We start from the raw sequence: 25,613 nt of genomic DNA on the forward strand, positions 1-25,613 counted from the left end.
ATTTCTGCAAGTCCTGAATAAAGCCGGATGAGTTCCCAGGCAATACAAGGCGGCGACCCGCCGCAGGGCCCGCCGCGCCACGTCGCCCTCATCATGGATGGCAACGGCCGCTGGGCCTCGGCCCACGGCAAGCCGCGCCACGCCGGCCATCGCGCCGGGGTGCGCGCCGCCCGCGCGGTGACCAGGGCCTGTGCGGAAGCGGGCGTCGAGGTCCTGACGCTGTTCGCCTTCAGCAGCGAGAACTGGCAGCGGCCGCCGGAAGAGGTCAACAGCCTGATGCGGCTGTTTGTCGAGGTCCTGCAGCGCGAGGTCGATGAACTGCACGCCAACGGTTTCCAGCTGCGCTTCATCGGCGCCCGCGAACAGTTGCCCGAGATCCTGCGCAAGCGCGTCGCCGATGCCGAGGCGAAGACCGCAGGCAACTCCCGCATGACCCTGGTGCTCGCCGTGTCCTACGGCGGCCGCTGGGACATCGTGCAGGCCGCACGCCGCGTGGCTGCCAAGGTGCGTTCGGGTGACCTCGACCCGCAGGACATCGACGAGACGCTGCTGGGCCGCCACCTGTCGCTGGCGGGATTGCCGCCACCCGACCTGCTGATCCGCACCGGCGGCGAGCAGCGCGTCAGCAACTTCCTGCTCTGGGACCTGGCCTACACGGAGATCTACTTCACCGACCTGCTGTGGCCCGACTTCGGTCCGGCAGAGCTGTCGCAGGCGATGGACTTCTTCCGGCAGCGGCAGCGCCGCTTCGGCCGGATCGGCGGCCAGCGCGAGGCCCTGGCGGACTGACGGGGCCCGTCGACGGGTCGCGTCCGGTTCCCTCTGCAGTCACGATGGCGCTGGACCCCCTGTCGCAACGCATCCTCACCGCCGGCGCGCTGTTCGCCGTGCTGTTGCCGGCATTCCTGCTGCTGCCCAAGGCATTCGGGCTGGCACTGATCGGCCTGTTCGTGCTGGGCGCGGCCTGGGAGTGGTCGGGCTTCCTCGGCCTGGTCGCGATGGCGCCGCGGCTCGCGGGCGTGGCGCTGGTGGCGCTGCTGCTGGTGGCAACCCGGGCCCTGATGTCCACGACGCTGCCGGTGACGCTGATCGCCGCCTGCGCCATGCTCTGGTGGCTGGCCGCCTTCGCGCTGATCCTGCGCTTCCCGGTGTCCATCCGGCCCGCGGTGGCCGCCGTCTGCGGGCTGCTGGTGCTGATTCCGGCCTGGATATGCCTGGTGGCGTTGCTGTACACCGCCGTCAACGGCCGGATGCTGCTGCTGCTGGTGCTGGCCATCGTCTGGGCGGCGGATATCGGCGCCTACTTCGCCGGCCGGCGCCTGGGCCGGGTGAAGCTCGCGCCCCGCGTCAGCCCGGGCAAGACCTGGGAAGGCGTGCTCGGCGGGCTCGCCTGCGCCAGCGTGGCGGCGGTTGCTGGCGCTGTCGTCCTCGGCCATCCGCCAGGCCCCGCTGCGGCGCTGGGCCTCAGCGTCGGCGCCATATCCATCGTCGGCGATCTCACCGTCAGCATGTTCAAGCGCAATGCCGGCCTGAAGGACAGCGGCAACCTGTTCCCGGGCCATGGCGGCATCCTCGATCGCATCGACAGCGTGACGGCGGCGGCACCGCTGTTCCTGCTCGAAGCGGGCTGGCTGGGCTGGCTGGGAGCATGATCGCGCCGCCGGTTGCAACCGGGTCGCCGGGCTTGAGATCATGGCGCGCCGCTCCCGCCGCGGCCGGCGCCTGCGCACGGTCGGGGCGCTGTCATGCGGCAGGCAACCCGGGTGCGCTGGCAGGCCTATGAGCATTTTCACATCGGCGGTTTCATTCCTGGTCGCGATCGGCATCCTGGTCGCCGTCCACGAGTTCGGCCACTTCATCGCCGCGCGCCTGCTCGGCGTGCGCGTGCTGCGCTTTTCCGTCGGCTTCGGCCGCCCGGTGTGGCTGCGGCGTGCCGGTGCCGACCGCACCGAGTACTGCCTGTCCGCCATTCCTTTCGGCGGCTACGTCAAGCTGCTCGACGAGCGTGACTGCCCGGTGGCGCTGGCGGAGCAGCACCGCGCCTTCAATCGCCAGCCCGTTGCCTCACGGATCATCATCCTCGCCGCCGGCCCCGCGCTCAATTTCGTCTTCGCCATCGTCGCCTACTGGGCCATGTTCATGATCGGCGTGCCGGGAGTCCGGCCGGTGGTCGGCGAGGTGACGCCCGGCTCCATCGCCGCGCGAGCGGGCCTGGAGCCAGGCGACGAGATCCTGCAGGTGGGCGGCGAGACGGCGGCCACCTGGGAGGGCGCGGTGGTGGAGATGCTGGACAGCCTGCTCGATGGCGGTCGCATCAGCCTGCGGGTGCGCCAGGAATCGGGCGGCGAGCGGCTGGTCACGCTGGACGCCTCGGGGCGTTCCGCAGAGCTGACCGAACCGGGGCGGCTGTTCCCGGGGCTCGGCTTCAGCGCATGGGTACCGACGCTGCCGCCGGTGATCGGCGAGACCGTGCCGGGCGGCACCGCCGAGCGCGCCGGCCTGCGCGCCGGCGACCGCGTGCTCAGCGCCGATGGCCAGCCGATCAGCAGCTGGCCCGACTGGGTCGAGTACGTGCGCGCGCGTCCGGGCAGCACTATCCTCGCCGAGGTGCGCCGCGACGGTGCCACCCTCGGGATCCGCCTCGAGGTGGCGGAGGCGAGCACGCCGGACGGCAAGGTCGGCCGCATCGGCGCCTCGCCGCAACTGCCGCCGGGCCTCTATGACGGCATGCGCTCGGTGGAGCGCTACGGTCCGGTGGCCGCGGCGGGCGCCGCGCTGTCGCGGACCTGGGAAATGTCCAGCCTGACCCTGCGCATGATCGCGCGCATGGTCACCGGCGATGTCTCGGTGAAGAACATCAGCGGGCCGATCAACATCGCGCAGTACGCCGGCTACAGCGCCAGCATCGGCCTGTCGCCTTTCCTGGGATTCCTGGCTGTGGTGAGCCTGAGCCTCGGCATCCTCAACCTGTTGCCGGTGCCGATGCTGGACGGTGGCCAGATCGCGTACCAGCTGATCGAGTTCGCCAAGGGCTCGCCGCTCTCCGAGCGTTCGCAGGTCATCGGCCAGCAGCTGGGCATCTTCCTGCTGCTGCTGCTGATGAGCTTCGCCTTCTACAACGACATCACGCGACTGCTCGGCTGACTCCGTGACCATGCCTGCCGATGGACTCCGCCAGCCCGGCCGCGTGCGCCGCTGGTTTGCCTGCCTCCTGCTGCTTGCCGCGTCGTTCGCTGCCACGGCGGCGGACATGGTGGTCAAGGACATCCGCGTCGAGGGCCTGCAGCGCATCTCCGAGGGCACGGTGTTCAACTACCTGCCCGTCAATATCGGCGACAAGCTGGACCGCCAGCGCATGCAGGAGGCGCTGCGGGCGGTCTACGCCACCGGCTTCTTCAAGGACGTGGAGCTGCGCTGGGACAACGGCACCCTCGTGATCGCCGTGGCGGAGCGGCCCTCCATCGAGAGCTTCAGCATCACCGGCAACAAGGACATCAAGACCGAGGACCTCACCGAGTCGCTGTCGAAGATCGGCCTGAAGGCTGGCCGCATCTTCAACCGCTCGGTGCTCGACGAGGTCGAGCAGTCGCTCACCGACCAGTACTTCAGCCGGGGCAAGTACGCCGCCCGGGTGACGACCGAGGTCGAGGACCTGCCGGACAACAAGGTCAGGATCGCCATCAAGATCGTCGAGGGCGACCGTGCGCGGATCCGGCAGATCAACATCGTCGGCAACCACAGCTTCGACGATGAGGAGATCCTCGAGCAGTTCCAGCTGAAGATGCCCAACTGGCTGTCGTTCATCCGCCAGGACGACCGTTACTCGAGGGAGTCGCTGCAGGGCGACCTGGAGACGCTGCGCTCCTTCTACATGGACCAGGGCTTCGCCGACTTCCGCATCGACTCCACCCAGGTTGCGCTGTCGCCGGACAAGAAGGACATCTTCATCACCGTCAACCTCACCGAGGGCGAGCGCTACAAGGTTGCCAACGTGAAGCTGGCGGGCGAGCTGATCCTGCAGGAGCAGGAACTCAATCCCTACGTGCTGGTCAAGCCCGGCCAGATCTATTCCCAGCGCACCATCACGCAGAGCGCCGACCTGATCCGCCTGCGCCTCGGCGAGGAGGGCTACGCCTTCGCCAGCGTCGAACCCGTGCCGGAACTCAACAAGGTGGACAAGACGGCATCGATCACCCTGTACGTCGAGCCGAAGAACCGCGTCTATGTGCGGCGCGTGAATTTCACCGGCACCAGCAGCATCAACGACGAGGTGCTACGGCGCGAGGTGCGGCAGTTCGAGAGCGGCTACCTGTCCAACAGCCGCCTGGAGCGCTCCAAGGTGCGCCTGCAGCGCCTGCCGTACATCGAGAAGGTGGAATCGAGCACCAACCCGGTGCCAGGCACGCCCGACCTGGTGGACATCGACTTCAATATCAAGGAGGGCCTGCCCGGCCAGTTCGGCGGCGGCATCGGCTATTCCGGTTCGCAGGGCTTCATGCTCAACGGCAGCTTCGTGCACACCAACGTTTTCGGCACCGGCAACCGCGTCGCGGCCGACGTCAACTCGGGCGAGTACCGGACCATCTACAGCCTGTCGCACACCGACCCGTACACCACCATCGACGAGGTGAGCCGGACCATCAGCCTCTCGTACCGGGACATCACCCAGTACACCTCGGGCGCGTCGGATTTCTCCACCGAGACGGCGGCGCTGTCGGTGGAGTATGGCTATCCCATCACCGAGTTCCAGCGGCTGATCTTCGGCGTCAGCTGGCAGGAGTCGAACCTGCTGGCGGATTCCTACAGCAGCGCCCAGGCCAAGGAGTGGGTGCAGAACAACGGCAGCAGCTTCGCCGAGAAGGTCAGTGGCGGCGCCGAGGTCTACGGCACCAACTTCATGACCTTCGACCTGGTCGCGGGCTGGGTCTACGACAGCCGCAACCGCGCGCTGTTCGCCGATCGCGGGGCACGCCATCGGCTGACGCTGTCGACCACCGTGCCGGGAGCCGACGTCGAGTACTACACGCTCAACTACAATGGCGTGCAGTACTTCCCCATGAGCCAGTACTTCACGCTGGCGGTGAACGTCGACCTCGGCTTCGGCGACAGCTTCGGCGATACCACGGCCATCGTTCCCTTCAAGAACTTCTTCGCGGGCGGCCCGGATACGGTGCGCGGCTACCGGGAGAACTACCTCGGGCCGCGCGACAGCTTCGGCAACCCCTACGGCGGCAACATGCTGGTCGCCGCCCAGACTGAAATCATCCTGCCGATCCCGGAGAAGTGGCGTTCCCGCTCGCGCCTGACCCTGTTCTACGACGTGGGCAACGTGTTCTCCAGCGGCAATGTGACCTTCACCGCGCCATACCCGAACAACACCGTGCCGATCGATTACAATTTCGACCTGGGCAACCTGAAGCAGTCGGTGGGCATTTCGGCGCAGTGGCTGGCACCGCTGGGCCTGTTCCGCTTCAGCTACGGCTTCCCGCTCAATGCCAAGGACCCGACGGCCCTCTCCTACGGGGACGATACCGAACAGTTCCAGTTCTCGATCGGCGGCGCATTCTAGTACTCGCACAGTCAAAGAGGATCAGCACCAATGAAGCGATGCTCAACCCCGTTCCTGGCACTGCTGGCCCTGGCCATGCTGGCGCCCGGCCTGGCAGCGGCGCAGGCGGCGGCACCCCTGAAGGTCGGCGTGGTGGACTTCGCCCGCCTGATCAAGGAATCGCCGCAGGCGCAGGCGACGCTCAAGGCACTGGAGGACGAATTCGCCCCGCGCCAGCGCGATCTGGTCGCCAAGCAGAACGAGCTGAAGGACCGGCAGGCCAAGCTGCAGAAGGATGGCGCGGTGATGGGCGCGGAGGAGCGGCGCAATGCCGAGAGCAAGTTCCGCGACGACGAGCGCGAACTCGGCCGGCGCTTCAACGCCTTCCAGGAAGACCTCAACGTGCGGCGCAATGAGGAACTGGGCAAGCTGCAGCGCGACCTGCTGCAGGAAGTGCAGGCGTTCGCCAGGCAGCGCGGCTACGACCTGGTCATCGGCGACGGCGTGATCTATGCGACCCAGGCCATCGACCTGACCGCGCAGATCCTCAGCAGCGTGCAGGCGTCCTACAAGGGCAAGCCTGGCGCTCCGGCCAAGCCTTGAAGCGCGGGCCGCGGGGCGGCCTGCGCGGGAACCGGGACCGATGGAGCTGACGTGGGCATGACCCTGGCAGCGCTCGCCGTGCGGCATGGTTGCGAACTGCACGGCGACCCGGACGTCACCGTGGACCACGTGGCCACCCTGGCGGCGGCCGGACCCGGGGCGCTGGCTTTCCTCGCCAACCCCCGGTATCGCGCGCAACTCGCCGGCACCCGCGCCAGTGCCGTGGTGCTCGATGCGGAGTCGGCCGCCGCCTGTCCCACGGCCTGCCTCGTCAGCAGCAATCCCTATCTCGCCTACGCGCGGCTGGCCGCGGACCTGCATCCGCTGCCGCCGCCCCGGCCGGGCGTGGCCGCCGGTGCCCGCGTCGCGGAATCGGCACGCCTCGGCGCGGGCACGCAGGTCGATGCCGGCGCGGTGATCGGCGAGGATGCGGTGGTCGGCGCCAGGGTGGTCATCGGCGCCAACGCCGTGATCGGCGCCGGCTGTGCCATCGGCGATGACACGCGCATCATGGCCGCTGTGGTGCTCTGCGAGCGGGTCCGCATCGGACGCCGCTGCCTGGTCCATCCCGGCGCGGTGATCGGTTCGGACGGCTTCGGCAATGCCCGCGGCCCGGGCGGCGCCTGGACGCGGGTGCCGCAGCTGGGCAGCGTGGTGATCGGCGACGATGTCAGCATCGGCGCCTGCACCACCATCGACCGCGGCGCCATCGAGGACACCTCGATCGGTGACGGCGTCCGCCTCGACAACCACATCCAGGTCGGGCACAACGTCAGCATCGGCAGCCATACGGCCATCGCCGCCATGACCGGCATCTCCGGCAGCACCCGCATCGGTGCACGCTGCATCATCGGCGGCCATTGCGGCTTCGCCGGGCACATCGTCGTCGCCGACGACGTCGTCATCAGCGGCGGCGCCAAGGTCACCAACTCGATCGGCAGGCCCGGCCTGTACAGCGGCGCCATTCCCGCGGACGAGGCCCGGCAATGGCGCAAGAATGCCGTGCGCTTCGGCCAGCTGGACCAGCTGGCGCGGCGCCTGCGCCAGCTGGAGGGCAGCGTGCGCGAGCCAGGCCGGAAGAAGACCAGGACATGATCCACGAGACCGCAATCATCGACCCCGCAGCCGAGCTGGCGCATGACGTCAGCGTCGGTCCCTACAGCGTCATCGGCCCGCGGGTGCGCATCGGCGCCGGTTCGGTGATCGGCCCCCACGTGGTCATCAGGGGGCCGACCACGCTCGGTGCCGGCAACCGCATCTTCCAGTTCGCCTCGATCGGCGATGACCCGCAGGACAAGAAATTCGCCGGCGAGGACACGCGCCTGGAGATCGGCGACCGCAACACCATCCGCGAGTACTGCACCATCAACCGCGGCACCGCCCAGGATGCGGGCGTCACCCGTGTCGGCAACGACAACTGGCTGATGTCCTACACCCACATCGCCCACGACTGCCAGGTCGGCAACGACGTCATCATGTCCAACAACGCCACGCTGGCCGGGCATGTGCATGTCGAGGACCACGTGATCCTCAGCGGCTTCTGCGCCGTGCACCAGTTCTGCCGCATCGGCGCCCATGCCTTCGTCGGTGGACTCTCCGGCGTCACCCGCGACGTGCTGCCCTTCATGATGGTGGCCGGCCACCCGCCCGAACCGCGCGGCATCAACCAGGAGGGGCTGAAGCGGCGTGGTTTCGGGCCCGAGCAGCTGCGCAACCTCAAGGAGGCCTACCGCATCCTCTACCGCTCCGGGCTGCGGCTGGTGGAGGCGCGCGAGCAGCTCGCCGCGCTGGCGGCAAGCCAGCCCGAGGTGCGCGCCATCGTCGAGTTCCTCGACCGCTCGGAACGCAGCATTGTCCGCTAGCCCGTGGACCGGCAGCGCCGGCCGCCATGCGCATCGTCATCGTTGCCGGTGAAGCCTCGGGCGACCAGCTGGGCGCCGGGTTGATCGGCGCCTTGCGCCGGCTGTGCCCCGAGGCGCGCTTCGCCGGGGTCGCCGGTCCCGCCATGCAGGCCGCCGGCTGCGAGGCCTGGTTTGCGGCGGGAGAGCTCGCGGTGATGGGCCTCGCCGAGGTGCTGCGGCACCTGCCACGGCTGCTGCGCCTGAGGCGCGCGCTGCTGCGACGCCTGCTCGCCGAGCCGCCGGATGTCTACGTCGGCATCGATGCCCCGGATTTCAACCTGCGCATCGAGCCGGTGCTGCGGCGCGCCGGCATCCGCACCGTGCACTATGTGTCGCCCAGCGTCTGGGCCTGGCGTCCCGGCCGGGTGCGGCTGCTGCGCGAAGCCTGCGACCGGGTGCTGTGCCTGCTGCCGTTCGAGGCGCCGTTCCTCGGGGCGGCAGGGGTGCCCGCGAGCTTCGTCGGCCATCCGCTCGCCGACCAGATACCCATGGAGAGCGATCGCGAGGCCGCACGGCGCGCGCTCGGGCTCGGTGCCGGCCCGGTCGTCGGGCTCCTGCCGGGCAGCCGGCTCGGCGAGGTGACGCGCCTCGGGACGCCGTTCCTCGATGCCGCCGCGATCCTCGCCAGGGACTGGCCGGGCATGCAGTTCATCGCGCCGATGGCGGGTGCCGAGGTGCGCGCCGCCTTCGAGGCCGGGCTCGCGCGCCATGCGGGAGCCCCGCCGGTGAAGCTCGTGGACGGTCGCGCCCGCGAAGTCATGGCCGCCAGCGATGGCCTGCTGCTGGCCTCGGGTACCGCGACGCTCGAAGCGGCACTGGTCGGCCGGCCCATGGTGGTGGCCTACCGCTTCTCGCCGCTCACCTACTGGCTGGCCAGGACACTGCGGCTGGTCAAGGTGAAGCATTTCGCGCTGCCCAATCTCCTTGCTGGCGAGGCCCTGGTGCCGGAGCTGCTGCAGGCGCAGGTCACGGGCCCGCGCCTGGCCGAAGAACTCGCGGCGATCCTGCGTTCGCCGCAGCGGCAGGCGGCACTGGCGGCGCGTTTCGCCGCCCAGCACCGCGAATTGCGCCGCGATGCCAGTGCGCTCGCTGCCCGCGCCACACTGGAGGTGGCGGGCCGGCGCTGAGGGCCGGTGTGGCGCTTCATCCCTATAATCCGCTCCCATGATTGCTCACCGCGATGGCCCCGATGCCCCGGCTCCGGCACCAGCCGGCACCGCTGGCGTGGACGAGGCGGGACGTGGCCCGCTCGCCGGTGCCGTGGTGGCCGCGGTGGTGGTGCTGGCGCCGGGCCAGGTGATCGAGGGCGTGCGCGATTCGAAACTGCTGTCGGCAGCGCAGCGTGAGCGCCTCGTCGCGCGCATCCACGCGCAAGCCCTCGGCTGGGCGCTGGGCCGGGCGACCGTGGAGGAGATCGACCGCCTCAACATCCTCGAGGCGACGTTCCTCGCCATGCAGCGGGCCGTGGCCGGGCTCGGCGTGCCGCCGCTGGACATCGCCGTGGACGGCAATCGTGCGCCGCGCTTCGCCGGTTTCGGCGGCCCGGTGCGGACCGTGGTCGGTGGCGACCGCTCCTGCCCGGCCATCGCCGCCGCATCCATCCTCGCGAAGGTGGCGCGCGATGCCGAAATGCTCGATCTGGACGCCGCGCATCCGGGCTACGGCTTCGCGCGCCACAAGGGCTATCCCACCGCCGGGCACCGCGATGCGCTGCTGCGCCTCGGGCCCTGCGCGGCGCATCGGCTGAGCTACGCGCCGGTGCGCGCGGCCGCCAGGTCCGGGGCGGGACCATGAGCGCGGACTTCGTCCACCTGCACCTGCACAGCGAGTATTCCCTGTCGGACAGCGTGGTGCGCATTCCCGAACTGCTGGCGGCGGTGCGTCGCGCCGGCATGCCGGCGGTGGCGCTGACCGACCAGGGCAACCTGTTCGCCCTGGTCATGTTCTACAAGGCGGCGCTGGCTGCCGGCGTGAAGCCCATCGTCGGCACCGACATCTGGCTGCGACTGGCCGATGACGGCCGCCCGCCTGCGCGCCTGGTGCTCCTTTGCCGTGATGCCGCCGGCTATGCGAACCTCGCGCGCCTGGTGTCGCGCTCCTACCTCGAGGGACAGGAAGCCGGGCTGCCGGTGGTGCATGCCTCGTGGCTGGAGGCGGGGGGCGCGACCGGCCTCATCGCGCTGTCGGGCGGGCGCCAGGGCATCCTCGGCGCGGCGCTGGCCGGCGGGCGCAGCGACGAGGCGGGCGCCATCCTCGCGCGCATGCGCCAGCTGTTCGACGACGACTTCTACATCGAGCTGATGCGCACCGGACGCCCCGGGGAGGAGGAATTCCTGGCGGCGGCGGTGGCCCTCGCCGCGCAGACAGGTTGCCCGGTGGTGGCGAGCAACGACGTGCGCTTCCTGAAGGCGGGGGATTTCGAGGCCCACGAGGCACGCGTGTGCATCCAGCAGGGCAGGGTGCTCAACGATCCGGCCCGCGCCCGGGACTACAGCGAGCAGCAGTACCTGCGCGATCCCGCCGCGATGGCCACGTTGTTCGCCGACCTGCCCGAGGCACTGGAAAATTCGGTGGAAATCGCCCGCCGCTGCAGCCTGACACTGGAACTGGGCGGTGCGCACATGCCGGAACTGGACGTCCCCGGCGGCGTGGACGTCAATGATTTCCTGCTGCAGGAGGCGCGGCGCGGGCTGCAGGCACGGATGGCCGCCACCGGCATCGCCGACGACGCCCGGCAGCAGGCGTATGGCGAGCGGCTGGAGCAGGAGCTGGCCGTCATCTGCCGCATGGGCTTCGCCGGCTACTTCCTCATCGTCGCCGATTTCATCCAGTGGTCGAAGGCGAACGGCATCCCGGTGGGTCCCGGACGCGGCTCCGGCGCAGGCTCGCTGTGCGCCTACGCGCTGGGCATCACCGAGCTCGACCCGATCCAGCACAGCCTGCTGTTCGAGCGCTTCCTCAATCCGGAGCGCGTGTCGATGCCCGACTTCGACATCGACTTCTGCATGGAGGGCCGCGACCGGGTCATCGACTATGTGGCCGACCGCTACGGGCGCGAGCGCGTGTCGCAGATCATCACCTACGGCACCATGGCCGCGCGCGCCGTGGTCCGCGATGTCGGCCGCGTGCTCGGCCACCCCTACGGCTTCACCGACCGCATCGCCAAGCTGATCCCGCCGGAGCCGAAGATCAAGCTCGCCGATGCGCTGGCCGGCGAGGCCGAGCTGCGCGCGCTGTACGAGGGCGACGAGGAAGTCCGCGCGGTCATCGACCTGGCGCGCCAGCTCGAGGGCCTGGTGCGCAACGCCGGCAAGCACGCCGGCGGGGTGGTGATCGCGCCGACGCGGATCATCGATTTCGCCCCGCTGTACCGGGTGGAGGGTGAATCCGCCACCGTCACCCAGTTCGACAAGGACGGCCTCGAGGCCGTGGGCCTGGTGAAGTTCGACTTCCTCGGCCTGCGCACCCTGACCATCGTCGACTGGGCGCTGAAGACCATCAACGCGGGGCGCCTGGCCAGTGGCGAGCCGGTGGTGGACATCGGCACGATCCCGCTGGACGACCGCGCCACCTTCGCCCTGCTGCGCTCGGGGCGTACCACGGCGGTGTTCCAGCTGGAATCGCGCGGCATGCGCGATCTCGTCAAGAAGCTCCAGCCTGACAGCTTCGACGACCTGGTGGCGCTGGTGGCGCTGTTCCGCCCGGGCCCGCTGCAGTCGGGCATGGTGGACGACTTCATCGCCCGCAAGCATGGCGGGGCGCGGGTCAACTACCTGCACCCGGAACTCGAGCCGGTCCTGCGCAGCACCTACGGCGTGATCGTCTACCAGGAACAGGTGATGCAGATCGCCCAGGTGCTGGCCGGCTACACCCTGGGCGGGGCGGATCTCCTGCGGCGTGCCATGGGCAAGAAGAAGCCGGAGGAAATGGCCAAGCAGCGCTCGGTGTTCCAGGCGGGCGCCGCGCAGCGCGGCGTGGATGCCGCGCTCGCCGCACAGATCTTCGACCTCATGGAGAAGTTCGCCGAGTACGGCTTCAACCGCTCGCACTCGGCCGCCTACGCGCTGCTGTCCTGGCAGACCGCCTGGCTCAAGACCCATTATCCGGCGGCATTCATGGCGGCGGTGCTGACCTCCGAAATGGACGACACCGACAAGCTGCTCATGCTGAGGCGCGAGTGCGAGAGCCTCGGCCTCACCGTGCAGCCTCCCCACGTCAACCACTCGGCCTGTCCGTTCCAGGTCAGCGGGCCAGGGACCATCCGCTACGGGCTCGGCGCCATCAAGGGGCTCGGCCAGGCGGCGGCGGAGCAGCTGGTGCAGGCGCGCGCCGAAGGCGGCCCCTTCCGCAGCCTGCACGATTGCTGCCGCCGCGTCGGCAGCCAGCGCATCGGCCGGCGCGCCTTCGAAGCGCTGATCAAGGCCGGCGCCTTCGATGGCCTCGGACCCAACCGGCCCAGCCTGCTGGCGGCGTTGCCCGCCGCGCTCGGCGGTGCGGAACAGGCGGCCCGTTCACGCGATTCCGGCCAGGTGGACCTGTTCGGGCAGGCGGCAGCGGGCGCCGCGGCGGCGGAGGACGAGGTGGTCGCGCAGCTCGATGACTGGGGCCTGGGCCGCCGACTCGAGGCCGAGCGCGAGAGCCTCGGCCTCTACCTGAGCGGCCATCCCTTCGACCAGTATCGCGCGGATGCCGGCCACTTCGCCTCGGGAACGGTGGCGGCGCTGGCCGCCGCCACGCCGCCCCCGCCCGGCAGCGAGTACCAGTCGGCGCGCGATGCCACGGTGGCCGGCCTGGTCGCCAGCCTGCGCCGGCGCACCGGGCGCATCACCGTGGAGCTCGACGACGGCACCGGCGTCATCGAGATGAGCGTGTTCCCGGAGACCTACGACCGCTGCCGCAACCACCTGAGCCCGGGCAGCATCGTCGTGGTCACCGGGCAGCTGCGCTGGGACGCGTTCATCGATGGCTGGCGGCTGGCCGCACGCGAGATCATCGATATCGACCGCGTGATCGAGACGCGCGCCACGCGCCTGCTGATCCGCTGGGCGAGCAGCCCGGAGTCGCGGCTGGATGCCACGCGGCTGCGACGGGCGCTGGAGCCGTTCCGGCCCGGCAAGTGCGGCATCTGGGTCTACTACAGCCGCGCCGATGCCCAGGCCCGCCTGACGCTGGGCGAGGAGTGGGCGGTGCGCCCGAGCCGCGAGCTGCGCGAGCGGCTCTCGGAGCTGGTCGGCAGCGATGGCTTCCGCTTCGTCTATGAAGCCGCCCAGCCGCTGCACTGACCGGCGCTTGTGCGCGGCGGCCGGGCCGCTATAGTGTCAGCGCGCAGACTCCCGGATCGCCCGCCGATGGACCTCAAGTTCCTGGATTTCGAACAGCCGATCGCCGAGCTCGAGGCGAAGATCGACGAGTTGCGCTTCGTCGGCGATGACTCCGAGATCAACATCAGCGACGAGATCGAGCGGCTCAAGGAAAAGAGCGAGGCCCTGACGCGCAGCATCTTCGCCAGCCTCAGTTCCTGGCAGGTCGCGCAGCTGGCGCGCCACCCGCTGCGGCCCTACACGCTGGATTACCTGGAGGTCATCAGCCCGGATTTCCAGGAGCTGCACGGCGAGCGCATGTTCGCCGATGATCCGGCCATCGTCGGCGGCCTCGGCCGGCTGGAGGGCAAGCCGGTGATGTTCATCGGTCACCAGAAGGGCCGCGACACCCGCTCACGGGTGCGGCGCAACTACGGCATGCCGAAGCCGGAGGGTTACCGCAAGGCATTGCGGCTGATGCAGCTGGCCGAGCGTTTCCGCCTGCCCGTGATCACGCTGATCGACACCCCGGGTGCCTATCCGGGCCTCGATGCCGAGGAGCGCGGTCAGAGCGAGGCCATCGCCCGCAACCTGTTCGAGATGGCGCGGCTGAAGACGCCGATCATCAGTGCGGTGATCGGCGAGGGCGGCTCCGGCGGCGCGCTGGCCATCGGCGTCGCCGACCGCGTCATCATGCTGGAGTACTCGGTCTATTCGGTGATCTCCCCCGAGGGCTGCGCCAGCATCCTGTGGAAGAGCGCCGAGAAGGCCGAGTCCGCCGCGGAGGCGATGGGCATCACCGCGCCGCGCCTGCTGGAGCTGGGCCTGGTGGACGAGCTGGTGCGCGAGCCGCTCGGCGGTGCGCACCGCAATCCCGCGGCCATCGCCGAGAGCCTGCGCGCCGCGCTGCTGCTCAATCTGCGCGACCTGGAGCTGCTCGACACCGCCGAGCTGCTGAAGCGACGCCAGGCCAGGCTGCAATCCTGCGGCCGCTTCCGCGAGAGCTGATGCGCCCCGGCCACGGGCCAGGCAGACGTGGACGCCGTCACTGACGCCATCCGCGCCGCGCTGGCCGCGCTTCCTCCGGGCGGTGGCCTGTGCGTGGCGCTGAGCGGTGGCCTCGATTCCTCGGTGCTGCTGCACGCGCTGGCGGGGCTGCGCCCGGCCACCGGCCTGCGCGCCGTCTATGTCGACCACGGCCTGCATGCGGACGCCGGGCGCTGGGGCGAGCGCTGTGCGGCACTGTGCGCGGCGCTGGATGTGCCGTTCTCCCGTTGCGCCGTCAAGGTGGTGCCCGGCGGGGAGGGCATCGAGGCGGCGGCGCGCGAGGCGCGCTACCGGGCCCTGCTGGCGGGACTGCATCCCGGCGAGACGCTGCTCACCGCGCATCATCTGGACGACCAGGCGGAGACACTGCTGCTCAACCTGATGCGCGGTTCCGGGCCGGCCGGGCTCGCTGGCATCACCGGTGCCGGCTGGCGCGGGGAGGCCAGGCTGCTGCGGCCGCTGCTGGCGCTGCCGCGCGCGGCACTGCGTGATTATGCCCATGCCGCGGGGCTCGAATGGATCGAGGATCCCGCCAACACCGATGCTCGCCTGGACCGGAATTTCCTGCGCATGCAGGTCCTGCCGCTGCTGGCGGGCCGGTGGCCGGCGGCCGCCAGCGCGCTCGGCCGCAGTGCCCGGCTGTGCGCCGAGGCGGCGCAGCTGCTGGATGAGCTGGCGGCGGCCGATGCGCGGCGCGTGTCGCGCGGTGGCCGGGTGCGGATTGCGCTGCTCGCGCAGCTGACCGGGCCGCGGCAGCGCAACCTGCTGCGCCACCTGTGCCGCCGTGAGACCGGCTCGACACCGCCGCAGCGGCGCCTGAACGCCGGTCTCGCGCAGCTGCTGGAGGCCGGCAGCGACCGCCAGCCGCTGCTCGCCTGGAGCGGCGGGGAGCTGCGGCGGTATCGCGGCAGCCTGTACATCCAGCCGCCGCTGCCGGCGGCGATGCCGGCAGGGGAGTTGCCGGTGCGGGCGGGTGCCAGCCTCGACTGCGGCGGTGCGGGGCGCATCAGCCTGGTGCGGGCGCGCTCCGGCGGGCTGGCAGCGCGACGGCTCGGCACCGTCCTCACGGTGCGCCAGCGCCGCGGCGGCGAGCGCCTGCGGCCGGCGGGCGAGGGCCATCGCCGCGAATTGAAGAAACTGCTGCAGGAAAGGGGCGTCGTCCCCTGGATGCGCGACCGCATCCCGCTGCTGTACGCCGGCGAGGAGCTGGTCGCAGTGGCCGGCCTGTGGATCGCCCACGAGTTCGTTGCCGCCGCGGGCGAGCGCGGCTTGCGTGTTCGCTGGGACCGGCACCCGGGCATCGACTGACGGGCATCGCCCCTGTCGATTGTCGCCACCGGACCTATCTGGTACCTTTCCTCTCCCATCTGATTGCTCTGTCGCAGCGGCCTGGGCCGGGTGAGTTCCGGGCCGGTCGCCTGCTTTTCTGGATGGGTTGCCGATGCCGCGCTATGTGTTCGTGACCGGTGGCGTAGTCTCCTCGCTGGGCAAGGGGATTACCTCGGCCTCCCTGGGCGCCATCCTCGAGGCTCGCGGCCTGAAGGTCAGCATGGTGAAGCTGGACCCGTACCTCAACGTGGATCCCGGCACCATGAGCCCGTTCCAGCACGGCGAGGTGTTCGTCACCGAGGATGGCACCGAGACGGACCTCGACCTCGGCCACTACGAGCGCTTCGTGCGCACCACGACCGGCCGCCACAGCAACTTCACAACCGGCCGCATCTACGGCAGCGTCATCGCCAAGGAACGGCGCGGCGACTACCTCGGGGCGACGGTGCAGGTCATCCCGCACATCACCGACGAGATCAAGCGCAGCATCGCGCTGGGGGCGGGGGATTCCGATATCTGCATCGTCGAGATCGGCGGCACGGTGGGCGACATCGAGTCGCTGCCGTTCCTCGAGGCCATCCGCCAGGTCGGCGTCGACCTGGGTCCGGGCCACGTGGTCTACGTGCACCTGACGCTGGTGCCGTACATCGCCACCTCGGCGGAGATCAAGACCAAGCCCACCCAGCACTCGGTGAAGGAGCTGCGCTCAATCGGCATCCAGCCCGACATCCTGGTGTGCCGCTCGGAGCAGGCGTTGCCGCCGGAGCAGCGGCGCAAGATCGCGCTGTTCACCAACGTCCAGGAGCGCGCGGTCATCTCCGCCGTGGACGTCGACGACATCTACCGCCTGCCGATGGTGTTCCGCGAACAGGGCCTGGACCAGATCATCGTCGAGCGCTTCGGCCTGCAGCTGCCGCCGGCCGACCTCAGGGAATGGGAGGCGGTGGTCGCCGCCCGCCGGCAACCCGAGGCGACGATCACCGTGGCCATGGTCGGCAAGTACGTGGACTTCCGCGATTCCTACATTTCCCTCGCCGAAGCCCTGCAGCACGCCGGCATCAGGACCCGCACCCGGGTCGACATCCGCTACGTCGAGGCCCGGGCGCTGGAAACCGCCGGCACCGGCTGCCTCGAGGACGTGGACGCGGTGCTGGTGCCCGGCGGCTTCGGTGATCGCGGCATCCAGGGCAAGATCGAGGCCGCCCGCTTCGCGCGCGAGCGCCGCGTGCCCTACCTGGGCATCTGCCTCGGGCTGCAGGTGGCGGTGATCGAGTTCGCCCGCCACGTGGCCGGGCTGCCCAAGGCACACAGCACGGAGTTCGATGCCGGTACCCCGGACCCGGTCATCGCGCTGATCACCGAATGGCAGGACCGCGACGGCAGCACCCAGGCGCGCTCGGTGCAGTCGGAACTCGGCGGCACCATGCGCCTCGGCGCCCAGGATTGCCGCCTGCAGGCCGGCACGCTGGCGCGCCGGCTGTACGGGCGCGACGTCGTCCGCGAGCGCCATCGCCACCGCTACGAGTTCAACAACCGCTACCTCGAGCGCCTGCAGGCCGCCGGACTGGTGTTCTCCGGCTTCTCGGTCGATGGCCTCGTCGAGCTGGTCGAGATCCCGGACCACCCGTGGTTCATGGCCTGCCAGTTCCACCCCGAGTTCCGCTCCAATCCGCGCGATGGCCACCCGCTGTTCCGCGGCTTCGTGCAGGCGGCGCGCGATGCCCGCGCCGGGACGCTGCCGGCCGTGGCCCAGGCATGAAGCTGCCCGATTTCCAGGCCGGGCCCGGGCAGCCGCTGTTCCTCATCGCCGGACCCTGCGTCATCGAAAGCCAGGGGCTGGTGCTGGAGGTGGCCGCCGCGCTGCGCGAGGTCACCGGGCGGCTCGGCATGCCGTTCATCTTCAAGGCTTCGTTCGACAAGGCCAACCGCTCCTCCGCCGCGAGCTTCCGTGGCCCCGGGCTGGAAGCGGGCCTGCGCGCGCTGGCCGAGGTGCGCCGGCAGCTGGGCGTGCCGGTGCTGACCGACGTCCACGAGGACACGCCGCTCGGCGAGGTCGCCGACGTGGTGGACATGCTGCAGACGCCGGCGTTCCTCTGCCGGCAGACCAATTTCATCCGCGGCGTCGCCGCCTGCGGCAAGCCGGTCAACATCAAGAAGGGCCAGTTCCTCTCGCCCTGGGAAATGGGCAACGTGGTGGCGAAGGCCCGCGAGACCGGCAACCGGCAGATCCTCGTCTGCGAGCGCGGCTTCAGCTTCGGCTACAACAACCTGGTGGCCGACATGCGCTCGCTGGTGGCGATGCGTGCCACCGGCTGCCCGGTGGTGTTCGATGCCACGCACTCGGTGCAGCTGCCCGGTGCGCGCGGCCAGGCTTCCGGTGGCCAGCGCGAGTTCATCGCGCCGCTGGCGCGTGCCGCGGTGGCCACCGGCGTGGCGGGGCTGTTCATGGAAACGCACCCGCGGCCGGCCGAGGCGCTGAGCGACGGCCCCAACGCCTGGCCCCTGCCGCTGATGGCGGAGCTGCTGGCGACGCTGGTCGAGCTGGACCGCGCGGTGAAGCGCGCGCCCTTCGTCGAGGATTCCCTTCCGGGCGGTGCCTGAGCGCCGGCCGGCTTGTCATTTGCACGGGTGAGGTCATGAGCAGGATCATCAACATACGCGGCCGCGAGATCATCGATTCCCGCGGCAATCCCACGGTCGAGGCGGATGTCGAGCTGGACGGCGGCGTGCTGGGCCGCGCCGCGGTGCCCTCCGGCGCGTCGACCGGCAGCCGCGAGGCGGTCGAGTTGCGCGACGGCGGCCGCAAACGCTACCTCGGCAAGGGCGTGCTCAAGGCGGTGGCCAACGTCAACGGCGAGATCCGCAACGCCATCACCGGGCTGGATGCCGGCGACCAGGCGGGCGTGGATGCCAGGCTGCGGGCGCTGGACGGCACCGACAACAAGTCGCGGCTGGGTGCCAACGCGCTGCTGGCCGTGTCGCTGGCGACGGCACACGCGGCGGCACGCGCGCGCGGCATGCCGCTGTTCCGCGCCCTCGGCAGCGGGCCGTACACGATGCCGGTGCCGATGATGAACATCATCAATGGCGGCGCCCATGCGGACAACAACGTCGACATCCAGGAGTTCATGATCCTGCCGGTCGGTGCACCGAGCTTCAGCGAGGCACTGCGTCATGGCACCGAGGTGTTCCATGCCCTGAAGGCCGTGCTCGCTGCCCGCAGGCTCAGCACCGCGGTGGGCGACGAGGGCGGCTTCGCGCCGAACCTGCCGTCGAACGCGGCGGCGCTCGACACCATCATGGAAGCCATCGGCAAGGCGGGCTTCCGCGCCGGCCATGACATCTTCCTCGGCCTGGATGTCGCCAGCTCCGAGTTCTTCAGGGACGGCCGCTACCATCTGGAGGGCGAGGGCCGCAGCTTCTCGCCGGCGGAGTTCTCGGGCTACCTGCGCGGCCTGGTGCAGGCCTATCCCATCGTCACCATCGAGGATGGCATGGCCGAGGGCGACTGGGATGGCTGGGAACTGCTGACCCGCGAGCTGGGCGAGCGGGTGCAGCTGGTGGGTGACGACCTGTTCGTCACCAACACCGCCATCCTCGCCGAGGGCATCCGCCGCAGGATCGCCAATGCGATCCTCATCAAGCCGAACCAGATCGGCACGCTGACCGAGACCCTCGAGGCGATAACCATGGCAGTGGAAGCCGGCTACGCGGCGGTGGTATCGCACCGCTCCGGCGAGACCGAGGACGCCACCATCGCCGACATCGCCGTGGGCACGGCGGCCACCCAGATCAAGACCGGCTCCTTGTGCCGCTCCGATCGCATGGCGAAGTACAATCAGCTGCTGCGGATCGAGGAATTGCTGGGGCCGGCGGCGCGCTACGCCGGCAGGTCCGCGTTTCCGGTGAAGCTGGGAGGCTGAGGGCATGCTGCTGCGGGTGGTCTCGATCGCGCTGGTCGCGGCACTGGGCCTCCTGCAGCTGCGCCTGTGGTTTTCCGAGGACGGCTTCCGCGGCGTCGCCCAGCTGCGCGGCCAGCTGGTGCAGCAGCGCGCCGAGAACCGCGGCCTGGCGGAGCGCAACCGGAGGCTGGAAGCCGAGGTGGCCGACCTGCGGCAGGGCTTCTCGGCGCTGGAGGAGCGGGCCCGTTCCGACCTGGGCCTGATCGGCCCCAACGAGACCTTCTACATCTTCACCGGCAAGCAGGACGCGCAGGCCCGCGACCTGGCTGCCCGCTGAGCAGGGGCGCAGGCCGGGTGCCGGGGAGACGCACGTGATCCACACCGAGAGCCGCGATGGCATCACCGCCATCAGCATCGACCGGCCGCCGGCCAATGCGCTCAACACCGAGCTGGTCTCGCGCCTGCACGATGCGCACCTGGCCGCCTGCGCGAATGGCGCGCGGGTCATCATCCTCACCGGCCGCCCGGGAATGTTCAGCGGTGGCCTCGACGTCCCGGAGCTGCTGCCGCAGCCGCGCGCGGCGGTGGAGGAGTTCTGGCTGGCGTTCTTCCGGCTGACCCGCGCGCTGGCCGTGAGCCCGGTGCCGGTGGTGGCGGCCGTGAGCGGCCACGCCCCGGCCGGCGGCGCGGTGCTGGCCATCCACTGCGATTACCGCATCGGTGCCCGCGGCAACTTCCGCATGGGCCTGAACGAGGTAGCGGTCGGCCTGCCGGTGCCCGACTGCATCATGCTCACCCTCGAGCACCTGATCGGCGCGCGGCTGGCCCAGCGGCTGGCGATGACGGCCCAGCTGGTCGGCGTGGAAGAGGCCCTGGCCGTCGGCCTGCTGGACGAAGCCGTGGAACCCGATCAGCTGATGACACGGGCCTGGGACTGGTCGCGGCAACTGGCGGGACTGCCGCCGCTGGCCATGAACCGCACGCGCATGCTGGCGCGGCGGCGCCTGGTCGACCTGCTGGAACCGCAGGCCGATGCCCGGCTGGCGACGCAGCTGTGGTTCTCGGAGGAGACCCAGGCCGGCATGCGCGCACTGGTGGCGCGGCTGGCGAAGAAGTAGGCTGCGGCGCCTAGCGGCGCAGGAGCACGTAGAGCGCACCGGTGCCGCCGTCGCGCGCGGGTGCCGAGACGAAGGCGAGGACATCGTCCCACTGGCGCAGCCAGCGGTTGACACTGAGCTTGAGCACGGGCCCGCGGGCGCCGGAGCGCAGGCCCTTGCCGTGGATGACGCGCACGCACTGCAGCCGGTCACGCAGGGCGTCTGCGAGGAACTGGCGCAATGCCTGGTGCGCCTGGTCGCTGGTCAGCCCGTGCAGGTCGATCTCGGCCTTGACGGCGTAGCGGCCGCGGCGCAGGTCGGCGAAGGCGCGGGCGGAGATGCCCGGGCGACGGAAGACGAGTTCCTCGCCGGTCTCGAGTTCGAGCTGCTCGGGCGAGCTGAGGAGCGACTCGCGCAGCACCTGGGCCTCGTCGTGGCGGCGAAAGCGCGCCCGCGGTGCAGGCGGTGCCTGGCGCAACGGCAGGCGACGCGCCTTGAGCGGGCGCGCGCCGGCCACCGCGGCGCGGAACAGCGCGGCGTCATCCGGGTCGGGGCCCTTGGGCGGTTTGCTGGTCATCGGCTGGTGGCGCGGCTGCGGAAGGAATGCATTCTTGAAGATACTGCTTAGCAACGACGACGGCTACCAGTCCGAGGGCCTGGCGACGCTGGCGCTGGCGCTGGCGGACCTGGCCGAACTCACCATCGTCGCCCCGGACCGCAACCAGAGTGGCGCGAGCCATTCGCTGACGCTGGATGCGCCGCTGCGCGTGGGGCGCACGCGCGAGGGCATCCTGTACGTCAACGGCACGCCGACGGACTGCGTGCACCTGGCCATCACCGGGCTGCTCGACCACGAGCCCGACATGGTCATCGCCGGCATCAACCACGGCGCCAACCTCGGGGACGACGTGCTGTACTCGGGCACCGTGGCGGCGGCGGTCGAGGGCCGCTTCCTCGGCCTGCCGGCCATCGCCGTCTCGCTGGCCGGCCTGTCGCCACGCCATTTCGACAGCGCCGGCCAGGCGGTGCGCATCCTGCTGCAGAAGCTGCAGCAGCAGCCGCTGCCGGCGGACACCATTCTCAACGTCAACGTCCCGGACCTGCCCTTCGGCGACATCCGCGGCTTCGAGGCCACGCGTCTCGGCTATCGCCACCGCTCCGGGCCCATGGTGGAGACCGCCGATCCGAAGGGACGCCCCGTCTTCTGGGTGGGCTCTTCCGGGCCGGGCCAGGATGCCGGCCCAGGCACCGACTTCCACGCCATCGACAACGCCCGCATCTCGGTGACGCCGCTGCAGATCGACCTGACGCGCCATGCCGCCATTGCTTCCCTGGCCGGGTGGCTCGCCCGATGAGCGGCGAGCACGGCGAGCGCGGCATCGGCATGACCTCGGCGCGCACGCGCGAGCGCCTGGTGCAGCGGCTGGCCGCCGGCGGCATCCGCGACGAAGCGGTTCTCGAACGCATCCGCGCGGTGCCGCGCCACCTGTTCATCGACGAGGCTCTCTCGAGCCGTGCCTACGAGGACAGTGCGCTGCCCATCGGCCTCGGCCAGACCATCTCGCAGCCCTACATCGTGGCGCTGATGACGCAGGCCCTGCTCGAGGGTGCCGGCGAGCGGCGGCTGGAGAAGGTGCTGGAGGTGGGCACCGGCTGCGGCTACCAGACGGCCGTGCTGGCGCCACTGGTCGGCCAGCTGTTCACCATCGAGCGCCTCGCGGGCCTGCAGCGGGCCGCGCGCCAGCGCCTGGCCGGGCTCGGCATCGGCAACGTGCGCTTTCGCCACGGCGATGGCTTCGAGGGCTGGCCGGGGCAGGCGCCGTTCGATGGCATCCTGGTCACGGCGGCGCCGGCCGAGGTGCCGGCCGCGCTCGTCGCGCAGCTCGCTCCCGGCGGCCGGCTGGTGATCCCCGTCGGCCCGGCCGGCAACCAGGAGCTGGTGCGCATCAGCCGCCAGGCGAGCGGTGTCGAGCGCGAGCACCTGTCCTGGGTGAGCTTCGTGCCGCTGCTGGAGGGCAAGGGCTGAAGCGACGCAGTGGCTTCCTCGCGGCCGCGCTGGCGGCAGGCCTGCTGGCTGGCTGTGCCGCAACCGGGCCGGACGAGCCTGGCCGCGGTGGCGACACCTACGTGGTGCAGGCCGGCGATACGCTGTTCGGCATCGCCCGGCGCTTCGGCGTCGATCACCGGGACCTCGCGCGCTGGAACCGGCTCGGCGATGGCAGCCTGATCTACCCGGGCCAGCGCCTGCGGCTGCGTCCGGCCGCCGGCAGTGCACCGGCGCCGCGCGCCGCGGACGCGGGTGTGGAGGCGGCGCCGCCCCCGGCTTCGGGCTGGCTCTGGCCGGCGAGCGGCGAGGTGCTGGGACGCTTCGGCGAGTCCACGCGCACGGCCTCCGGGATCCTCATCGGCGGACGGCCTGGCGAGCCCGTGGTTGCGGCCGCTGCCGGCGAAGTCGTCTACGCGGGCAGCGGATTGTCCGGCTATGGCCTGCTCGCCATCATCCGCCACAACGCCAGCTGGCTCACGGCCTACGGCTACAACGCTGACCTGCTGGTGCGGGAGGGCGAGCAGGTGCGCGCCGGGCAGGCCATCGGCCACATGGGCGCCGGGGCAGGATTGCCGGCGGCGCTGCATTTCGAGATCCGGCGCAATGGCGCACCGCTGGATCCTCTCGGCTACCTGCCGGCGCGCGCCGCTGGCCGGGGCGCTTCAGCTGACAAATAATGCCGCGGCGACGCGGCGGTATTCGCCAGCGAGGATATTGTAGGTGCGGCAGGCAGCGGCAGTGTTCATGATCTCGATGCCGATTCCCTGGCGCAGGATGGTGGTGGTGACATTGGGATTGGGGAACCGCTGCCGGGCGCCCGTGCCGAGCAGGATCACCTCGGGTTCGAGCGCGAGGATGGCGGCGAAGTCGGCGTCCGCCAGCTGCTCCACGGCCGGGGGATCCCAGTCGCGGATGATGCGGTCCACCGTGAGGATCAACGGCCGGCTGAAGCTCTCGGCACCGACCAGGATGGCATTGCCGGTGAATCCGCGGACGAGATGGCCGCCAGTGATGTCGGGATCGAGTTTCACGCCTGCATCCGCTGTCCGGGGAGCCGGGCCCGGCTCCGGCGGGTGGCCAGCTTAGCCGTGGTGCCTGTCATCCGCCAGCGCGAGGTGCCGGAGCCGCTCTACCGGGCGTTGCCGGCGACACTCGACCCGGTCCTGCGGCGCGTCTATGCGGCGCGGCGTGTCGCCCCGGCGGAGCTGGGCGCCACGCTGTCCGGGCTGCTGCCGGTCGGCAGCCTCGGCGGCGTCGCGGCGGCGGCGGAACGGCTGGTGTCGGTGCGTCGCCGCCAGGCGCGCGTGCTGGTGGTCGGCGATTACGATGCCGACGGCGCCACCGCCACCGCGCTGGTGGTCTCCGCCCTGCGCGGCATGGGCTTTGCCGACGTCGGCTACCTGGTGCCCAACCGTTTCGAGTTCGGCTACGGATTCTCGCCGGGTGTTGCCGATCTCGCCGCGGCCAGGCGTCCGGAGCTCATCATCACCGTGGACAACGGCGTGACCAGCGTCGAGGGCGTGGCCAGGGCCGCGGCGCATGGCATCGATGTCATCGTCACCGATCACCACCTGCCTGGCGCGGAACTGCCGGCCGCGCAGGCGATCATCAACCCGAACCTGCCGGGCGAGGCCTTTCCCGGCAAGTCCCTGTGTGGCGTCGGCGTGGCCTTCTACCTGGCCGCGGCGCTGGCGAGGGCGCTGGATGGCGCCGGGCTCGGCCGCTACGAGGCCCTGCGCCGGCCGGTGCTTGCGGCGCTGGACCTGGTGGCGCTCGGTACCGTGGCGGATCTCGTGCCGCTCGATGCCAACAACCGCATCCTCGTCGCCGAGGGCTTGCGACGCATGCGCGCCGGGGAGGCGCGGCCAGGACTCGCGGCGCTGTTTGCGGTCGCCGGGCGGGATGCGGCCACGGCCCGCAGCGCCGACCTCGGCTTCGCCATCGCTCCGCGCCTGAACGCCGCCGGCCGGCTCGACGACATGTCGCTCGGCATCGATTGCCTGCTGGCGCCCGACGCCGGCCGCGCACGCGGGCTCGCCGCCCGCCTCGATGCCCTCAATGCCGAGCGGCGCAGCCTGCAGCAGCGCATGCAGGCGCAGGCCGAGCAGCACCTGGCGGGCATCGGCCGCGACCTGCCGGGCGAGGAAGCCCCGGGCATCTGCCTCTTCGACCCGGACTGGCACGAGGGCATCGTCGGCCTGCTGGCCTCGCGGGTGAAGGAGCGCACCGGACGCCCGGTGGTGGCTTTCGCGCCCGGCGACGAGGCCGGCATCCTCAAGGGCTCGGCGCGTTCGGTGGCCGGTGTGCATGTCCGCGACGTGCTCGCCGCGGTGGCCACCCGCGGCGTGGTCCGCGAGCTGCGCTTCGGCGGACATGCCATGGCGGCGGGCCTGCGCCTGCCCGCCGACCAGCTCGACGCCTTCGCGACAGCCTGGCAGGCGGAGCTGGCCCTGGCACTGGCGGGCGTGGAAGCGGGGCAGGTGCTGTGGACCGATGGCCCGCTGTCGGCAGCGGAACTGACGGCGGAGCTGGCCGAACAGCTGCACTTTGCCGGCCCCTGGGGCCAGGGCTTCCCCGAGCCGCTGTTCGACAACGAGTTCGAGGTGCTGGACCAGCGGCTGCTGAAGGACGCGCACCTGCGGCTCAGCCTGCGCCATGCAGCGGGCGGCGAGCCGCTCGAGGCCATGGCATTCAACCGGGCGACGCCGCTGCCGGCACGGATGCGTTGCTGCTACCGCCTGGGCATCAACGACTTCGGCGGCCGCCGGCGCCGGCAGTTGGTTGTGGAACACGTGCAATGCGCTTAGCATGACGCGCCTTCCGCAACGACCCGCGCTTC

Annotated in this window: 23 protein-coding genes; 21 read left to right on the forward strand and 2 right to left on the reverse strand. The window is 70.8% G+C overall.

The window, feature by feature from the left end; genetic code table 11:
• The first annotated feature begins 27 nt into the window (after positions 1 to 27).
• The 17 genes from uppS (at position 28) to HRU81_03975 (ending at position 20,748) form a co-directional block, all read left to right on the forward strand.
• On the forward strand, positions 28 to 789 hold the full coding sequence (gene uppS, locus HRU81_03895; GenBank protein ID QOJ31310.1) for a di-trans,poly-cis-decaprenylcistransferase: 762 nt from the start codon (positions 28 to 30) through the stop codon (positions 787 to 789).
• A 44-nt stretch (positions 790 to 833) separates the two neighbouring features.
• Positions 834 to 1,652 (forward strand): phosphatidate cytidylyltransferase, encoded by an 819-nt coding sequence (locus HRU81_03900; GenBank protein QOJ31311.1) that lies wholly within the window; start codon positions 834 to 836, stop codon positions 1,650 to 1,652.
• Positions 1,653 to 1,779: 127 nt separating this feature from the next.
• Complete coding sequence (rseP, locus tag HRU81_03905; protein QOJ31312.1) at positions 1,780 to 3,144, forward strand: RIP metalloprotease RseP; 1,365 nt, start codon at positions 1,780 to 1,782, stop codon at positions 3,142 to 3,144.
• A gap of 4 nt (positions 3,145 to 3,148) precedes the next feature.
• Complete coding sequence (bamA, locus tag HRU81_03910; protein ID QOJ31313.1) at positions 3,149 to 5,569, forward strand: outer membrane protein assembly factor BamA; 2,421 nt, start codon at positions 3,149 to 3,151, stop codon at positions 5,567 to 5,569.
• A gap of 30 nt (positions 5,570 to 5,599) precedes the next feature.
• Positions 5,600 to 6,151, forward strand: coding sequence for an OmpH family outer membrane protein (locus tag HRU81_03915; protein ID QOJ31314.1), 552 nt, complete (start codon positions 5,600 to 5,602; stop codon positions 6,149 to 6,151).
• A 57-nt stretch (positions 6,152 to 6,208) separates the two neighbouring features.
• Entirely contained in the window at positions 6,209 to 7,246 is a 1,038-nt protein-coding gene (gene lpxD / locus HRU81_03920) for a UDP-3-O-(3-hydroxymyristoyl)glucosamine N-acyltransferase (GenBank protein QOJ31315.1), read from the forward strand.
• Complete coding sequence (lpxA, locus tag HRU81_03925) at positions 7,243 to 8,013, forward strand: acyl-ACP--UDP-N-acetylglucosamine O-acyltransferase (GenBank protein ID QOJ31316.1); 771 nt, start codon at positions 7,243 to 7,245, stop codon at positions 8,011 to 8,013. The genes lpxD and lpxA overlap by 4 nt, the downstream gene beginning before the upstream one ends.
• Before the next feature lie 26 nt (positions 8,014 to 8,039).
• Positions 8,040 to 9,179 (forward strand): lipid-A-disaccharide synthase, encoded by a 1,140-nt coding sequence (gene lpxB, locus HRU81_03930; protein ID QOJ31317.1) that lies wholly within the window; start codon positions 8,040 to 8,042, stop codon positions 9,177 to 9,179.
• 37 nt (positions 9,180 to 9,216) lie between these two features.
• Positions 9,217 to 9,846: a ribonuclease HII gene (locus HRU81_03935; protein ID QOJ31318.1), complete on the forward strand. Its 630-nt coding sequence runs from the start codon at positions 9,217 to 9,219 to the stop codon at positions 9,844 to 9,846.
• Positions 9,843 to 13,334 carry a DNA polymerase III subunit alpha gene (gene dnaE, locus HRU81_03940; protein ID QOJ31319.1) on the forward strand — a complete coding sequence of 1,164 codons (3,492 nt, stop codon included), beginning with the start codon at positions 9,843 to 9,845 and terminating at the stop codon, positions 13,332 to 13,334. Before HRU81_03935 ends, dnaE begins: the two co-directional genes overlap by 4 nt.
• 66 nt (positions 13,335 to 13,400) lie before the next feature.
• Positions 13,401 to 14,360, forward strand: a complete 960-nt coding sequence (locus HRU81_03945; GenBank protein ID QOJ31320.1) for an acetyl-CoA carboxylase carboxyltransferase subunit alpha — start codon at positions 13,401 to 13,403, stop codon at positions 14,358 to 14,360.
• Between the two features lie 27 nt (positions 14,361 to 14,387).
• The gene (gene tilS, locus HRU81_03950; protein ID QOJ31321.1) at positions 14,388 to 15,707 is read left to right on the forward strand and encodes a tRNA lysidine(34) synthetase TilS; all 1,320 of its coding nucleotides are present in this window, start codon (positions 14,388 to 14,390) and stop codon (positions 15,705 to 15,707) included.
• 133 nt (positions 15,708 to 15,840) lie between these two features.
• Positions 15,841 to 17,487 (forward strand): CTP synthase, encoded by a 1,647-nt coding sequence (locus tag HRU81_03955; GenBank protein QOJ31322.1) that lies wholly within the window; start codon positions 15,841 to 15,843, stop codon positions 17,485 to 17,487.
• Positions 17,484 to 18,329, forward strand: a complete 846-nt coding sequence (gene kdsA / locus HRU81_03960) for a 3-deoxy-8-phosphooctulonate synthase (protein ID QOJ31323.1) — start codon at positions 17,484 to 17,486, stop codon at positions 18,327 to 18,329. The genes HRU81_03955 and kdsA overlap by 4 nt, the downstream gene beginning before the upstream one ends.
• A gap of 35 nt (positions 18,330 to 18,364) precedes the next feature.
• Positions 18,365 to 19,651 (forward strand): phosphopyruvate hydratase, encoded by a 1,287-nt coding sequence (eno, locus tag HRU81_03965; GenBank protein QOJ31324.1) that lies wholly within the window; start codon positions 18,365 to 18,367, stop codon positions 19,649 to 19,651.
• A 4-nt stretch (positions 19,652 to 19,655) separates the two neighbouring features.
• Positions 19,656 to 19,967: a septum formation initiator family protein gene (locus HRU81_03970; protein QOJ31325.1), complete on the forward strand. Its 312-nt coding sequence runs from the start codon at positions 19,656 to 19,658 to the stop codon at positions 19,965 to 19,967.
• A 34-nt stretch (positions 19,968 to 20,001) separates the two neighbouring features.
• A complete protein-coding gene (locus tag HRU81_03975; protein QOJ31326.1) occupies positions 20,002 to 20,748 on the forward strand; it encodes an enoyl-CoA hydratase/isomerase family protein in 747 nt (248 codons plus the stop codon).
• 10 nt (positions 20,749 to 20,758) lie between these two features.
• Here the strand turns inward: HRU81_03975 and HRU81_03980 are convergent, their stop codons facing one another.
• Positions 20,759 to 21,304, reverse strand: coding sequence for a Smr/MutS family protein (locus HRU81_03980; protein ID QOJ31327.1), 546 nt, complete (start codon positions 21,302 to 21,304; stop codon positions 20,759 to 20,761).
• Between the two features lie 34 nt (positions 21,305 to 21,338).
• On the opposite strand from HRU81_03980, the gene surE reads away from it, so the two are divergent.
• Genes surE through HRU81_03995 form a run of 3 tightly spaced genes read left to right on the forward strand, consistent with a single transcriptional unit; the run spans position 21,339 to position 23,451 of the window.
• Positions 21,339 to 22,082: a 5'/3'-nucleotidase SurE gene (gene surE, locus HRU81_03985; GenBank protein QOJ31328.1), complete on the forward strand. Its 744-nt coding sequence runs from the start codon at positions 21,339 to 21,341 to the stop codon at positions 22,080 to 22,082.
• Complete coding sequence (locus HRU81_03990; protein ID QOJ31329.1) at positions 22,079 to 22,753, forward strand: protein-L-isoaspartate(D-aspartate) O-methyltransferase; 675 nt, start codon at positions 22,079 to 22,081, stop codon at positions 22,751 to 22,753. Before surE ends, HRU81_03990 begins: the two co-directional genes overlap by 4 nt.
• A complete protein-coding gene (locus tag HRU81_03995) occupies positions 22,750 to 23,451 on the forward strand; it encodes a peptidoglycan DD-metalloendopeptidase family protein (GenBank protein QOJ33272.1) in 702 nt (233 codons plus the stop codon). The genes HRU81_03990 and HRU81_03995 overlap by 4 nt, the downstream gene beginning before the upstream one ends.
• Here the strand turns inward: HRU81_03995 and HRU81_04000 are convergent.
• A complete protein-coding gene (locus HRU81_04000; protein QOJ31330.1) occupies positions 23,437 to 23,805 on the reverse strand; it encodes an Xcc1710-like domain-containing protein in 369 nt (122 codons plus the stop codon). The two genes, HRU81_03995 and HRU81_04000, sit on opposite strands and share 15 nt — an antisense overlap.
• On the opposite strand from HRU81_04000, the gene recJ reads away from it, so the two are divergent.
• The gene (gene recJ, locus HRU81_04005) at positions 23,773 to 25,581 is read left to right on the forward strand and encodes a single-stranded-DNA-specific exonuclease RecJ (GenBank protein ID QOJ31331.1); all 1,809 of its coding nucleotides are present in this window, start codon (positions 23,773 to 23,775) and stop codon (positions 25,579 to 25,581) included. The genes HRU81_04000 and recJ overlap by 33 nt on opposite strands.
• Positions 25,582 to 25,613: the final 32 nt, after the last annotated feature.

The organism is Gammaproteobacteria bacterium (genome assembly GCA_015709695.1).
Lineage (GTDB): Bacteria > Pseudomonadota > Gammaproteobacteria > Steroidobacterales.